This window comes from Petrimonas sulfuriphila (assembly GCA_038561985.1).
GTDB classification, from domain to species: Bacteria; Bacteroidota; Bacteroidia; order Bacteroidales; family Dysgonomonadaceae; genus Petrimonas; species Petrimonas sulfuriphila.
The window spans coordinates 2244113-2259630 of sequence record CP073276.1 but is presented as its reverse complement, the minus strand read 5'-3'; the positions used below and the strand labels follow the sequence as shown (position 1 = coordinate 2259630).

General features: G+C 36.7%; 12 protein-coding genes and 1 CRISPR repeat array (1 of these 13 cut by a window edge). All 12 genes read left to right on the top strand.

All coding sequences use genetic code 11. The features are described from left to right. Positions 1 to 18 precede the first annotated feature (18 nt). Positions 19 to 639, top strand: a complete 621-nt coding sequence (locus KCV26_09490) for a plasmid pRiA4b ORF-3 family protein (GenBank protein WZX35558.1) — start codon at positions 19 to 21, stop codon at positions 637 to 639. 212 nt (positions 640 to 851) lie between these two features. After that, entirely contained in the window at positions 852 to 2285 is a 1434-nt protein-coding gene (gene cas8a1, locus KCV26_09485; GenBank protein WZX35557.1) for a type I-B CRISPR-associated protein Cas8b1/Cst1, read from the top strand. Positions 2286 to 2296: 11 nt separating this feature from the next. Beyond that, positions 2297 to 3355: a type I-B CRISPR-associated protein Cas7/Cst2/DevR gene (gene cas7i, locus KCV26_09480; protein WZX35556.1), complete on the top strand. Its 1059-nt coding sequence runs from the start codon at positions 2297 to 2299 to the stop codon at positions 3353 to 3355. Continuing rightward, positions 3355 to 4029, top strand: coding sequence for a type I-B CRISPR-associated protein Cas5 (gene cas5b / locus KCV26_09475; GenBank protein WZX35555.1), 675 nt, complete (start codon positions 3355 to 3357; stop codon positions 4027 to 4029). Before cas7i ends, cas5b begins: the two co-directional genes overlap by 1 nt. Positions 4030 to 4051: 22 nt before the next feature. Then, positions 4052 to 6295 (top strand): CRISPR-associated helicase Cas3', encoded by a 2244-nt coding sequence (gene cas3, locus KCV26_09470; protein ID WZX38368.1) that lies wholly within the window; start codon positions 4052 to 4054, stop codon positions 6293 to 6295. A gap of 18 nt (positions 6296 to 6313) precedes the next feature. Continuing rightward, positions 6314 to 6655: a hypothetical protein gene (locus KCV26_09465; protein ID WZX35554.1), complete on the top strand. Its 342-nt coding sequence runs from the start codon at positions 6314 to 6316 to the stop codon at positions 6653 to 6655. Between the two features lie 51 nt (positions 6656 to 6706). Then, complete coding sequence (locus KCV26_09460; protein WZX35553.1) at positions 6707 to 6874, top strand: hypothetical protein; 168 nt, start codon at positions 6707 to 6709, stop codon at positions 6872 to 6874. Further along, a complete protein-coding gene (locus KCV26_09455) occupies positions 6867 to 7484 on the top strand; it encodes a hypothetical protein (protein WZX35552.1) in 618 nt (205 codons plus the stop codon). The genes KCV26_09460 and KCV26_09455 overlap by 8 nt, the downstream gene beginning before the upstream one ends. Positions 7485 to 7509: 25 nt before the next feature. After that, positions 7510 to 9225, top strand: coding sequence for an SWIM zinc finger family protein (locus KCV26_09450; protein ID WZX35551.1), 1716 nt, complete (start codon positions 7510 to 7512; stop codon positions 9223 to 9225). A gap of 19 nt (positions 9226 to 9244) precedes the next feature. Continuing rightward, positions 9245 to 9754 carry a CRISPR-associated protein Cas4 gene (gene cas4 / locus KCV26_09445; protein WZX35550.1) on the top strand — a complete coding sequence of 170 codons (510 nt, stop codon included), beginning with the start codon at positions 9245 to 9247 and terminating at the stop codon, positions 9752 to 9754. Next, the gene (gene cas1b / locus KCV26_09440) at positions 9754 to 10773 is read left to right on the top strand and encodes a type I-B CRISPR-associated endonuclease Cas1 (GenBank protein WZX35549.1); all 1020 of its coding nucleotides are present in this window, start codon (positions 9754 to 9756) and stop codon (positions 10771 to 10773) included. The genes cas4 and cas1b overlap by 1 nt, the downstream gene beginning before the upstream one ends. Before the next feature lie 13 nt (positions 10774 to 10786). Further along, positions 10787 to 11053: a CRISPR-associated endonuclease Cas2 gene (cas2, locus tag KCV26_09435; GenBank protein ID WZX35548.1), complete on the top strand. Its 267-nt coding sequence runs from the start codon at positions 10787 to 10789 to the stop codon at positions 11051 to 11053. Between the two features lie 210 nt (positions 11054 to 11263). Then, a CRISPR array of direct repeats spans positions 11264 to 15518; the repeat unit is 31 nt; unit sequence CTTTTAATCGCACCGCTTATGGAATTGAAAT; it runs 244 nt beyond the window's last position.

Here is a 15518-nt window from a genome sequence, read left to right as displayed (position 1 = left end):
TCAATTAACTCAAAAGTTATGACATTTACATTTAAAATCAAAATTGACGGTAGCTCCAAACCTCCTATTTGGAGAAAAGTAAAAGTTAACAGCACCATCTCATTCGATGATTTTCATTTAGCAATCCAAGTGCTATTTGGGTGGCGTAATTATCATATGTATCAATTTTCGCCCAGCGGATGGAGGAGTACACCCTGCATCATGTATATTTACGAAGATGATGCCGAAGTTGAAATCAGACCGCTCTCTGATCCGGACACATTTCCTTACGGAGAACGATACGATGCTGAAAAAATTAAATTGGAAGACTATTTCAGACAACTCAAACAAAAAATGGTGTATATATATGATTTTGGCGATGATTGGAAACATACCATCGAATTAATCGAAGTTTCTGATGATACGGTTCTCTATCCTGTATGCTTGGGAGGAAAAGGTTCTAACCTCGAAGAAGATTGCGGTGGAATTTGGGGCTTTTACAATATGGTGGAGGCTATAAACGATCCAAAACACCCACAGCATAAGGAATACCGTGAATGGCTTGGGATGAAACGAGGGGAAAAATGGGATTTGAATGTGTTTGATTTGGAAGAAACGAATGAGATGTTGCGGGAGGTGTGGGGGATGAATAAGATGTGATTTTTTAGATAGAAACTTAAAACAACCCTCGTTAAGTAAACGAGGGTTGTACTTCCAAGTGGTGCGATTAAACTAACTAAAGTATTCTGTTATTTCAATTCCAAAACTTGGTTTGCAAAATTAGCAAATTAAAATATTTATTTTAGTTATAAAGTATTCTGTTTGGATTATAAAAATATATTTATATCTTTGTGGCACAAAATTAAAATAATATGAAACGCACCTACAATTCTATCAATTACGACTGGCTTTTTCGACCAACAGGTGATCCTTTTGCGGATGCTGGCGGATACGCCCTTAAAGAGTTTGAAAAACGGTATCCAGAATCAGATGTTTTGGAAATTATTATGAAAGCTACAGATATCTATGTGGACAAGTGGAATGGGAAAATAAATCCTTTTTTCTTAAACTCAAAAATTACGCAACCGGCTTTTGATTTAAAAAGGAAGAAAGAAGAAACAAAAAAATATTTTCTTGATTTATTGACAGATGAAACGCAAGGGAATATCGGAATCTGTAGAATTATGGGAGAGAAAACCAAGCTTTATCCTGCAGGGCGAGACAATACTGTCTTATCAGGCTCAGGCACATTGGTTAATTTCCATCATACTTTTCAGGAAGGTATTATGCTTTCCAAAGAGGCTATTATACGCTACCATTTTCTACCATTAGGTTGTGAATTATTAATCGGCCGTGTAGCGGTTATTCACAGTAATAATCAGGATATTACCAAGCAGTTTGCTTCGGATTGTTGTAGCAGAAATTTACGAAATGTGGGGAGCGGGTTATCCGATGGAATTTTAAAATCCCAATCTCGTGCACCTGGCACTGCTTTGTTTCGTTTTATGGATAATGTTATTTCGGAAGTCAAAAAAACGGACAATAAAAACAACCCACAAAATTTAATTTCACTTTATCATTTTACAAATTTTGGAGCAAACCCGGATGTGCAGATTTACACATTACCTTTTGATGTTTTCAAGTTTTACAGAACAACTCAAATAAATGCTACAATAAAAAAACAATGGAATGAGTTTGTCGCCGGGTATTATAGTAACGCTGACTATAAAAAAGCAAAATTTTACGGAGATACCAGTACCTTTATTTATGAAGACAAAAATGAAACAATTGAAGTAAAAGAAGACGACTTTAAGTTTTGGCGCAATTCTATTTACGAAAGATTAATTTATAATCAATCGATTGTGCCACAGATGTTAAAGCGGAGTCGTGAATACGAATTATCTTGGGAACTAATAAAAATTTACGAGCAATATATCAGAAAAATGAAAAAAGAAACTCTTGCAAAAATTGAACAAATGGCTGATTTTATATTATCGTCCAATGATGAACGGACAATAACAAAAGCCATAAAAAAACTGGATGGGGTAAAAAACTCTTATCTTTTAAGGCGATTTATCTTGAAGGACATTGTAGCAAAGTACTATAATGAAGGAAATGATGAAGCGATTGTAACTATTGAAGATTACGCCGAATATCTTTTCCCGGACACAAACTCTTGGCAAGAAACCAGAGATGTGCTTTTGATTGCTATTTACCAGAAAATGCACGAACGGAAAATGTACGTGGATACAGAAATTACAGACGATGAATATTTAGAAAATGATTTAGAAAATAACGAACAATAAATTTTAAAACGATGGAAAATAATTTAAAAACTCAAGGATTTGTTCTACTTGATGTAGATGTAGTGGCGTTAAATAATGCAGGCAAAAGCACAACTTCGAACTTTGATAACGCTGTTGCAACCAAAACTATATTCAAAAATGGCAAAAGCTATGTTTATGTTTCCGGGCAAGCATGGCGTTATTGGTGGCGGGAAGCGTTGCAAAAAAACCTAGGATGGAAACTTTCGCCCGTAATAAGAGACAGCAAAATTGCATACACCAATGCAAATCCTATTGAATTTCCCGACGACGATGTGTTCGGTTATATGCGTGCCGCATCAGAGGAAATAGTTGATGATAAAGGAAAGAAAAAGAATGTAAACATTACCGTTACAAGAATTTCTCCATTAAAAAATTCGGCGATAATTTCAGCTGCGTCTGTTAGACCTGTTGAAAACTGGTCCAGTATGGCTCGTCAAGAAGGAGATTCCGTTCCTTATGCCAAGCAAGAGTACAGTGCTATCATGAAAGGTATGTTCAGCTTGGATTTGAATATGATTGGCACCTTTTCCAATTACAATAAGACCGGTTATCAAAACTTATCTGATAAATTAAAAGCTGAAGCATTGGAAAACGGTGCAGTTGAAATTGATGACAATTTTGTTGAAACCAAAAAACTTATTCAACTGCCAAAACCAACAAGAGTTTCACGAGCCGTTGACACTATTTCTGCTTTGAAAAACATTTCGGGCGGTGCGATGCAAACAAATAACATGGGTGATGTCACCCCAAAATTCATTGTATTGGCAACAACAAATACGGGTAATCATCCATTTTCGCACATTGCAAAAAGTAAAGGCGAGAGAGATGAAGTGGTTGTATTAAACATTGATGGGTTAGAAGAAGTCTTGAATGAGTACAAAGACAACTTCAAAGGAAAAATTTTTATAGGCAAACGGAGTGGTTTTTTTGACGATGAAAATGAATCACTTAAAAAATTACAGGAAAAATTTAGTAACACTGTAGTTTTAGGTACTATAAATGAAGCTATTGATCAATATTGTGAACAACTAAAAGAACAAATGCAATAATGAAAGTTTACCGTATAACCATTAGTACGTGGATTTCAAGTTTCCGATATCCGAACATCATATCCGGATTTCAACCAACTTTGTTAGTCCCGCCTATCAGTACGGTATTGGGTTTTCTGAACGCTTGTTCCGGGCAGTATTTGAAACACGAACAACTGTTATTGGGATATTATTTTGAATATGGTGCCAAAACAGTTGATTTGGAAACAATTTATCAAATTGAGATAAACGACAAAGGGATTCCCAAAAACATGGTTAAATCAAATGTGATTAGAAGAGAATTTTTATTTGACTGTAAATTAGCTATTTACATTACAAATGAACACTATGTTGAATTTTTGAAATCTCCGGTTTATCAGATTCTTCTTGGACGAAGCAATGATTTGGCAACTATTGAGAAAATAGAAAAAGTGGAATTACGGGAAGTACAAAATGCCGATAAAATCAAGGGACAAGTTATTCCTTTTATTGGAAATTATCTACCCGGACTTTTACAAGCTTTGCCAAAATATTTTACGGATACTATTCCAAGAAGCAACATAGGAACAGAACCCTACTCTGTAATACCGTATGACGCCAATGATTTTCAAACAAATATCATTGCTTACCGAGACATTATTGACGGGAAAGAAGTAGATATTTATTTTCACAAATTAGAATTTGAATACGATTAATAAAAACACAGAAGAATTTCGGGTGTTGGCAAAATCCAACCCCGAAATTTCTCTTAAGAAACACATAGACGACTGCTTGTGCATTTATGAGCAGTTGCTAACGTGTGTACCCAATATTCCTGTAAGTGATAAAACATTATTTTGGCAATTGCTCAAAACAAGTATTGTGTTTCACGATATGGGAAAAGCACATCCGGACTTCCAAGATATGTTGAAAGGATTTTCGCATAAATGGCAGCAGCAGCGTCATGAACTGTTTTCTTTGTTTTTTATTAACCAATTAGACCTGCCGGAAGAACAAAAAGAATTAATTCTGTTTACGGTTTTAGGGCATCACAAGGATTTAAACGAACTGTTTTTTTTCGTTGATAAAAATTATTCTTCAGAACAAGATAAATTTTCGTTTGGAATAACTTCAGGACTTGACTTCACCAATGAGTGCAATAGAATTGCGGCAGATGAAGTTTGGGAGGTTGCAGTCTCTAATGGTTTTGTTAAAAAATCTGAAAATAAGCTGGATATAATTTCTTTAATTGAAAAAGAAACAAAACATAATACTGTTTCTGACAGAAACTATTTAGCTAAACTCCTTTTAGTAGGAGCGATGAAACAATGCGATCATTTAGCCTCTGCCGGAATAAATCAATTACATAAAATAGAAGAAAAAGATTTTTCATTTCTTTTCAGGTTTCCGCCTTATCACCATCAGCAACTTGCCTATAATGCGCTTGGGAATGTAATGTTATCAGCTCCCACAGGTTCAGGAAAAACAGAGACATCCCTGCTGTGGCTAAAAAAACAAATTGAGACAAAAGGACAAGGTCGTGTTTTTTATATTTTGCCTTATACTGCTTCTATCAACGCGATGTATGAACGGTTAAATGATGATATCAATTCTGATATTTCTAAAGTTGGGATGATACACGGAAAACTTGCCCAATATATTGAAAACAAGATGGCATACGAAGACAAATCATCGATGGGCGAATTTGACAGGAAGCAGTTAATTGAAGATTTTAAAACTCTTGTTACACCAATTAAAATCACTACGCCTTTTCAGTTACTAAAGCATATTTTTGGGTTCAAAGGTTTTGAAAAAGGGCTTTTGGAGTGGGCTGGGGGATATTTTATCTTTGATGAAATACACGCTTATGATGCGCAAACTTTTGCACAAATAATTGTTTTACTTGAATTTGCCACGAAAAAATTAGGCGTTACAGCTCATATAATGACCGCTACACTGCCGACATTTATGAAGCAAGAAATTGAAAAAGCCATCGGCAATTTTACACCCATTTTAGCTGACAATGAACTTTATAATTCCTTTACCAGGCACAAAGTTATTCTAAAAGATGGTTTATTAATCAATTCATTATCCGAGATTCGACAAAAAATTGACGATGAAAAAAAAGTATTGGTGGTTTGCAATACTGTTGAGCAGTCTCAGCTCGTTTATCAATCTTTACATGCTGACTATAAAGTTTTGATACACGGGTCATTTAATGCTGAAGACAGATTTAGAAAAGAAGAGGAATTAATGTCAGACAAAACCCAGCTGTTGGTAGGGACCCAGGCTATAGAAGTGAGTCTGGATATAGACTTTGATGTTATTTTTACGGAACCTGCACCATTGGATGCTTTGATACAAAGATTCGGCAGAGTTAACCGCAAACGTAAAAAAGGAATTTGCCCTTGTTATATTTTCAAGGAAAGAAACGAAAAAGACAAATACATATACAAAGATAAGGAAGTTATAGAGCGAACAATCAATGAATTACAAAGTATTATCGATGAGAGTAACGGAATAATCTCCGAAGCAGAACTTCAAAAAATGATGGATATTGTATATCCAAAATGGAATGAAGTAAGTAAAAATGATTTTGAAGAAACTAAACGGCTTCTCTCTTATTCTTTGGATAATGAATTGGTTCCATTAATGAATAGCGAACAATGCGAAGAAAATTTCTACAAACAATTTGATGGAAAAAAAGTACTCCCAGTATCTTTGGTTTCAAAATATCAAGGATATTTGTCTAATAGCGAATTTATTAAAGCAGAAGGTTTAATGGTCTCAATTCGTGAAACTCGTTTTATCGGGATGTTTAAAAAAGGGGAAATCAATAGGAAAGAGTTTCCTTACGAATTAAGAAACTCAGAGAAATTACTTGGAAAGACAGCGTATATAATCAAAAGAAAGTATAATGCTGAACTTGGATTACAAGTAAATGAACCGGAAAATTATTTAACAGAAGATTTTATTTTATAATTATTTACATATTTTCCCATGTCCAAATCCATCCTCAAAACCCACTTAAAATCCCTAACCAAAGAGCAGGTGATCGATTTTGTTATGCAGGTTTACGACAACGTGAAGCCCGCAAAAGAATTTATGGAATACTATCTCAATCCTAACGAACAGGTGATGTTTGAGAAGTATAAGAAAATCATTGTCCAGGAATTTTACTCAACCACAAAATACGGTGATCCTAGAACTCGCTTCTCTGTTTGCAAGAAAGCCATTGCCAATTTTCGTACGTTACATCCATCACCATTTCTTTTGGCTGATTTGATGCTTACTCTTGCCGAAAATGCCTGTAAATTTACATACGATTACGGCGATATGTGAGAACAGTTTTATGATAGCGCCGCAACAAATTTTCAATCGGCATTGAAATATATGCAAAAAAATAATTTGTTGGATGACTTCAAACTGCGTTGCGTTGATTGCGTAAAATATGCTTCGCCCTGCGGATATGGTTTTACCGATGAAATTGCTAAAATATTTTATGAATATTACGGTGAAAGTGCCAAGTTTACAAACAAATACGGAGATAAATATGAGTAACACATTAGACCAAATACTTGCCATCATCCGTTCGGTAATGGATGATAAACAGAAGCTCAACCGGATTTTGGAGTTTTTGGAAGAAGAAATTTTCATCGAGGAGAAATTTAAAGAAATTGAGATTCCTGAAAAATTTAAACCCTGCATTGCCGAGATAGCCGTCAGTATTGATGCCGGCCTTGTATGTTTTTTCAACCCCGAAACGCTTGCGATAGACGCTTATCCCCGCGATCTTTTGCATGAAGTTGATTTGTTTGAAGACGATCCGGAAGAGGTGAAAAAGAACTTGTCGGAATTATACGGTTGGGACGACGTAAAAGTGCTTGATTGGCTAATCTTTATCGAATTTACTCCGCCCGACTCTCACGAAAGCTTCCGTATTATGGAAGCATTTGCTGAAAGACTGAAAAATGCAGACAAACTGAAAAATAAACTCATCGATGCGCTGAATAATCATAAACCGTTTGCCAATTTCAAGAATATCATCGACAACAGCGACCATCGGCAAGATTGGTTCGATTTCAAGTTTCGATGGTTAGAGAATAATGTGGCCACACAATTGATGGAAGAGTTGGAAAATTTCCAATGTGAGGCTTTTGAAAAAATATAAAGTATTTAAGAAAACAATACGGGCAATGACTAAAGCAAAAAAAACGCTTCCCCTCTACGAACATCTTTTTTCTGCTCAATCATTAAAAAGAGCTTACGAATATGTGGATTATGTTGAAAATGTGCAGTTTTCCCAAAACGGTATTTCCTGTAAAGTGGAAGGTAGTTATCCATACAAAGTAAAAATTGCCTGGAACGATAACGATTACACAGAATTATCTTGCACTTGCCCATACGATTACGAAGGTTATTGTAAACACATTGCCGCCGTGTTAATGTATATAGAGGAAGAGGAGGAATTTCTCGAAATACCAACCGCAACAAAAAAACAAAAAAAGCCGGAGTGGAGACAAATTATTGAAAAATTATCGAAAGAAGAGCTACAAGCTTTCCTGATCGAATATGCTACCGATGATGAAAGCCTGATAAACACGATAATGATAAAATACGCAACGCCAATTGACAGGGTGGATATTCAAAAATACAAGAAAATTGTAAACAACATTTTCAGTTCTGCTTCCGATGATTTCGGATTTATCCACTACCAAGACGTATATGGTGTTTCTCATTTAATATCCAATTTATCAGACAAAGCGATTTCTACTAGAAAAAAAGCCAAATTTGAGGAATCGTTCAGCATTAGCGCAGCCATGTGCGAAGTATACATCGATTATATTCAAAACCTGGACGACTCAAGCGGATGGATTGGAGGACTTATTTATGACGCGTTCCGGAATATTGAAAATGTTTTTCACGAGTGTAAAAACGAAACACTCGAAAACTTGGTTTTCGAATGGCTTAGCAAACAAATGAAAAATCCGGATTACAGCGATTACGGCTGCGATGAAGGATTAGAATCCATTTATTTCGAGCTGGGGAGTAATTCACCATACACAGAATCGACATCTCGGTTTATCGATGAACAGTTATCGCAATATGAAAAGGGAACCGACTGGAGTTCTAAATACAGGTATAACAAGTTTCTAATGCACAAATTAGCATTACTTGAAAAACAAGAAAAAACAGAAGAAGCTCAATTATTGATCGAAGAGAATTTGCAACTGTCCGATATCCGGAAAATAAAGGTAAATCAGTTACTCGAACAAAAAGACTTCTTTAAAGCAATTGCGTGTATCAAAGAAGGAATTGGAATATCGGAGCAAGAGAATCTTGCCGGCGTTACCCGAAACTGGAATAATCTGCTGCTTCAAATCTATCAAGAACAAAACATGCAATACGAGCTCCATTATTTGGCAAGAAGCATGTTTTTAAATCATTCAGAATCTATGGAATATTACCGTATATATAAACGAACCGTAGAAAAAGCAAAATGGAGCGCAGAGTTGGCATCGATAATCGATGAACTGAAAAAACGGAGAAAAACAAACGCATGGCATTACCACTTCTCGTATGATTTAGCCAATATTTACATCGAAGAGAAAATGTGGGGAGAACTTTTTATCGAAGTAAAAGATGCAAACGATATCTCTGTAACAAGTAGATATGCCAAATATCTTCAAGACGGCTTTTCTCCGCAACTTATTGATATTTATCGAGACTCCATCGTTAAATATGCTCAAAGAACAGGCCGAAATATTTACGAAGATACTAAGAAATATTTGAAAGAAATGAGTAAGTTAAAAAATGGCTTGTTTGCGGCTAAAGTTTTGAAAGAGGAACTTCTTAACACATACAAGAATCGTCCGGCAATGAAAGAGATTTTATCGCCTTTATTCCGCTAATCAATAAAAAAAGAGCAAAATGCACCCCACCGGCACCCATTTCAATTACTATCAAGTTTGCAAGCGAAAACTTTGGCTTTTTGCTAACGGCATCAATATGGAGCACACATCCGACTTGGTGTACGACGGCAAGTTGATACAGGAAACCAGTTATCCGCAACGTTCGGAAAGGTACGAGGAGCTGGAAATGGACGGGATAAAAATTGATTTTTATGATGCCCGCAACAAGGTAATTCACGAAATCAAACGCTCCGATAAGGTGGAGCGAGCACACGAATGGCAAGTGAAATATTACATCCACGTGTTGGAGCGGAACGGTGTCGAAGGCGTTACGGGAATCTTGGAATATCCTGCCCTGCGCCATACATCCCAAGTGGTTATGACCGACGAAGACCGCAAAAAAATATTGGAAATGGAAAAAGATATCGAAAAAATCATTTATTCTGATGAATGTCCACCGGTAATCAATGCTAAGATTTGCCGCAGTTGCAGTTATTATGAATTTTGCTACGTGAGAGAAACCGAATAATGAAAAAAACCTATTATTTATTCAATCCCGGCACATTAGAGCGAAAGGATAACACGCTTAAGTTTACTCCGTTTGAGGAAGATGGTAATGGAGAAATGCTGAAATCCGGCCAACCGCGTTATCTTCCGGTGGAAGATATCATGGAGTTTTATGTTTTCGGCTCGCTTAGGGCAAACAGTTCGTTATATAATTTTCTGGGGCAAAAAGGTATAGCCGTTCATTTTTTTGATTATTACGAAAACTATACCGGATCGTTTATGCCACGCGACAGTTTGCTCTCGGGGCGAATGATTTTGGCGCAAACTTCTGTTTATCAAAATAAAAAGAAACGCATTGAACTGGCTCGCAAATTTGTGGAAGGAGCTTCGTTTAATATGACCAAAAACCTACGGTATTACAACACACGTGGCAAAGATCTCGATGGTTTAATAGAAAAAATTGAAGAATATACTTCACAACTTCCGTATTTAAATGCGGTGGACGCAATCATGGGTATTGAAGGCAATGTCAGACAGATATATTACAAAGGCTTTGATTTGATACTGAATGATTTCAGTATGGATGGACGAAGCAAAATGCCGCCCCGTAACGAGGTAAACGCGCTTATATCGTTTGGAAATATGATGTGCTATAGTCAATGTTTGCGTGCCATTCATCAAACTCAACTTAATCCTACGATAAGCTATCTGCATACACCTGGAGAAAGACGTTATTCACTTTCGATGGATATTTCGGAAATTTTCAAACCAATTTTGGTCGATAGAGTTATTTTCAGACTGCTGAATAAAAGGGAATTGCGGGAAAAGCATTTTGATAATAAACTCAATCGCTGCTTACTCAACCCGACAGGCAAAAAGATTTTCGTAAAAGCTTTTGATGAGCGCTTATCTGAGACTATCCAGCACCGTTCGTTAAAACGAAAAGTGAGTTACAAACATCTCGTCAAGTTGGAATGCTATAAACTGAGTAAGCATTTGTTGGGAATGGAAGAATACAAGCCATTTAAGATGTGGTGGTAATAAAGTGTTTTTTATGTACGTTATTTTAGTTTATGATATAGGAGAAAAACGTGTGGGCAAAATGCTTAGACTTTGTCGAAAGTATTTGAATTGGATTCAAAATTCCGTTTTTGAGGGAGAAATTTCCGAAGTTCGCCTAAAAGAGCTAATTTTAAAAGCAGAGAAAATTATGAAAAAAGAAGAGGATGATAGTTTGATTGTTTTTTCGAGTCCTACTAATAAATTTCTTGACAAACAAATAATTGGAAAAGAGCGTAGTAGTATCGATGTTTTCTTATAATCTGTTGTCGAAACTTACTTTTTTGAAAAATTCACCACTAGTTATCCGATCTTAAGTTCTTTGACATATTGAAAATCAAGATATAAAATAGGTTGTCGGTAGTCGGCAGTTTTCTTACTATTGACTATCGACAACTTTTTACACTAAAAAAACAATCTTATATTCATCAAACAGCTGAGCATCAGCTGTATTTTTTGCTGTTATTAACGGCTTTTAATCGCACCGCTTATGGAATTGAAATTCGTATCCGACAATCTACCTGACAATCCAAGAGACTCTTTTAATCGCACCGCTTATGGAATTGAAATAATCATATCTTGCCCTTTTGAAACAATCTTCAATCTTTTAATCGCACCGCTTATGGAATTGAAATGTAATTGATGTTGAGGGTACGGAGCGACCTTTTATTTCTTTTAATCGCACCGCTTATGGAATTGAAATTGTGGCACTTGATGGGGTGACTATTCCCGAGGGGGCTTTTAATCGCACCGCTTATGGAATTGAAATGACACCAGCGGGGCACTGGTACGCCTTTAATCGCAGCTTTTAATCGCACCGCTTATGGAATTGAAATTGGAGAAGGGTTAAGGAGCAAGTATATTGCGGAAGACTTTTAATCGCACCGCTTATGGAATTGAAATCCTGTTCCAGTACCCGTGCTTCCTCCAGTTATACCGCCTTTTAATCGCACCGCTTATGGAATTGAAATTTCGTTACTTGTTCCGTCAAGAAGGTTCACTCCGCCTTTTAATCGCACCGCTTATGGAATTGAAATGCACCAAGAGGCCCGGTTGTGAAATCTCCTATCTCGACTTTTAATCGCACCGCTTATGGAATTGAAATAATGTTCCGTCAAGGTTCGCTATTACCGCCTTGAAGCTTTTAATCGCACCGCTTATGGAATTGAAATAAATTTATGATTAATAACTACACTGGCGGTGGCCCTTTTAATCGCACCGCTTATGGAATTGAAATCTCCATCATCTCCCATAACTTGCTTTGCTTAATTACTTTTAATCGCACCGCTTATGGAATTGAAATGTCGAAAATACTTTCACCTTCGTCGGAGAAGTCAAGCTTTTAATCGCACCGCTTATGGAATTGAAATGCGCTATCTCCTGTGCCTCTGCCTGTGCTTGCTGACTTTTAATCGCACCGCTTATGGAATTGAAATGAACGTACTACGTCAAATGCGTAATCAACTTGATACTTTTAATCGCACCGCTTATGGAATTGAAATTACGTTCACCAGTTGCCAGTAGATGAAAGGGTAACTTTTAATCGCACCGCTTATGGAATTGAAATATTATTTGCGTTCATTCGATGCCAGGAGACAAGCCACCTTTTAATCGCACCGCTTATGGAATTGAAATCTCAAAATCCTCCTCGCTATCAATAAATCTATGCGCTTTTAATCGCACCGCTTATGGAATTGAAATCTGCTAAGTATGATATCTCCTGTTACGGTTACAATCCTTTTAATCGCACCGCTTATGGAATTGAAATGTCATCACTAATCATATCGTATTCTTTTTTATGGCTTTTAATCGCACCGCTTATGGAATTGAAATTTGTCTGTGTGCTATCGTTGCGATAGTGGCATTATTCTTTTAATCGCACCGCTTATGGAATTGAAATTATTAGCCATATCTTCATATTCAAGCTTGCAGCAATGCTTTTAATCGCACCGCTTATGGAATTGAAATAATGTTGTTTCATACTTTTCAATAATTCTAGTTATCTTTTAATCGCACCGCTTATGGAATTGAAATTCAATATTGATACTTCGTTCAATTTTTTTACAGTAACTTTTAATCGCACCGCTTATGGAATTGAAATATGAATTAATCGGACAAAAAAAGAATAGATGAAAACCTTTTAATCGCACCGCTTATGGAATTGAAATACGAATATAATGTGAAAAATAACAACTTGATGGCGCAACTTTTAATCGCACCGCTTATGGAATTGAAATAACACTCATAGTCGTCAGGATTAAATTTGTTTTCCGCTTTTAATCGCACCGCTTATGGAATTGAAATCCTTAAGCCGGAAAGACACAGTTCACCCGGATCCCCCTTTTAATCGCACCGCTTATGGAATTGAAATTGATTTTAATTGGAAGTATGGGGGATGGATTTTAACTTTTAATCGCACCGCTTATGGAATTGAAATGGGACTGGCCTATCTATGAGTTGCTGCCTTGCTGTCTTTTAATCGCACCGCTTATGGAATTGAAATGGGACTGGCCTATCTATGAGTTGCTGCCTTGCTGTCTTTTAATCGCACCGCTTATGGAATTGAAATTTAATAGAAAACCCTTTAACCGTCATTTCTTTTCCACTTTTAATCGCACCGCTTATGGAATTGAAATACGATTGCTACTATTTCGAGAACGTACAAAGCGGCTTTTAATCGCACCGCTTATGGAATTGAAATTTAAGCCCGGCACATAACCACAAGTCGGCGTTGTTTCTTTTAATCGCACCGCTTATGGAATTGAAATTTTTTTGGATGTATGGGTTGAGTTGGGCTTCGGAATTCTTTTAATCGCACCGCTTATGGAATTGAAATGTCCTTTCAAGTGCGATGTTAAACTCCGCGTCAATCACTTTTAATCGCACCGCTTATGGAATTGAAATCATGAAGTCCAACGGGCAATGGCATTTGATGAAGATTACTTTTAATCGCACCGCTTATGGAATTGAAATCTCGTTATAGTCAGGCTGATCGTATCGTTTGCATTCTTTTAATCGCACCGCTTATGGAATTGAAATGAATAATACTTTTTTCATAACTTATTCACTTTTTGCTTTTAATCGCACCGCTTATGGAATTGAAATTAGGCTGGTTTATCGGTTGTCTCTTCTTTTGGAGCCTTTTAATCGCACCGCTTATGGAATTGAAATGGAGATGTGGTTCTGACTTAACCCTGTCTTTTCGGCAACTTTTAATCGCACCGCTTATGGAATTGAAATGCAATTGCAGAGTTTCTAAGTTACGATAAGGTTGCTTTTAATCGCACCGCTTATGGAATTGAAATATAGCAGAAGCAATAATCGCAGCTAATGTAGTAACAGCTTTTAATCGCACCGCTTATGGAATTGAAATTGTAATTGATTATTTTGCGCCATCATCAGCACAACCGCTTTTAATCGCACCGCTTATGGAATTGAAATGGTAATTGGAATGAGCTATCGCTCGAACAATATATTCTTTTAATCGCACCGCTTATGGAATTGAAATTCAACTACCTCTGAAATGGGTATGATGATCTCACGTGCTTTTAATCGCACCGCTTATGGAATTGAAATAAGATGAAGAAGTTCGACTATTCCGAACTGGTTCTTTCTTTTAATCGCACCGCTTATGGAATTGAAATTGGTTTCAATCCACTTTGGATCAGTGTAGTAATCAACTTTTAATCGCACCGCTTATGGAATTGAAATCAATAATCCCGGTCGCCGTGTCGGAATATCTCTCCTTTTAATCGCACCGCTTATGGAATTGAAATCAATAATCCCGGTCGCCGTGTCGGAATATCTCTCCTTTTAATCGCACCGCTTATGGAATTGAAATTAGAACAGAAGGTTAACAACACCGTGGTTGGTAGTGCTTTTAATCGCACCGCTTATGGAATTGAAATGCAGGATAACGACGGATAAGATTGTTTCAAGTGACTTTTAATCGCACCGCTTATGGAATTGAAATGTCGGTTGGCTTGTTGCCTTTTTCGATTTGGATGTTCTTTTAATCGCACCGCTTATGGAATTGAAATGATAATCCCATTTACGTAATTTTTTTGCATATCTCTCTTTTAATCGCACCGCTTATGGAATTGAAATTATACAAGCCATAAGGGTCGTATGCATCGAGCTTCTTTTAATCGCACCGCTTATGGAATTGAAATGTCGGTTGGCTTGTTGCCTTTTTCGATTTGGATGTCTTTTAATCGCACCGCTTATGGAATTGAAATCGATTTAATATTTCATTGACTATCAAGGTAGTTACCATCTTTTAATCGCACCGCTTATGGAATTGAAATGATATATTCGTTTTAACATCAATATTAAACTCCCTACTTTTAATCGCACCGCTTATGGAATTGAAATATGTGATAGAGGAGCACGACGATGAGTTCCAGGTCTTTTAATCGCACCGCTTATGGAATTGAAATGCGGGTAATACAGGCGATAGAGAACAAGAACACGCTTTTAATCGCACCGCTTATGGAATTGAAATACTCATCCCAAACATCCTTTTTTAAAGAGTTAACCTCTTTTAATCGCACCGCTTATGGAATTGAAATCAGAGAGGTGAACTTAGGCCGCGTGGAGGGAGGCAACTTTTAATCGCACCGCTTATGGAATTGAAATCTATGTGAGGAGTGCGAGAAGCGGGACAGGATCACGCTTTTAATCGCACCGCTTATGGAATTGAAATGTTACAAACAAAATCAATGCCG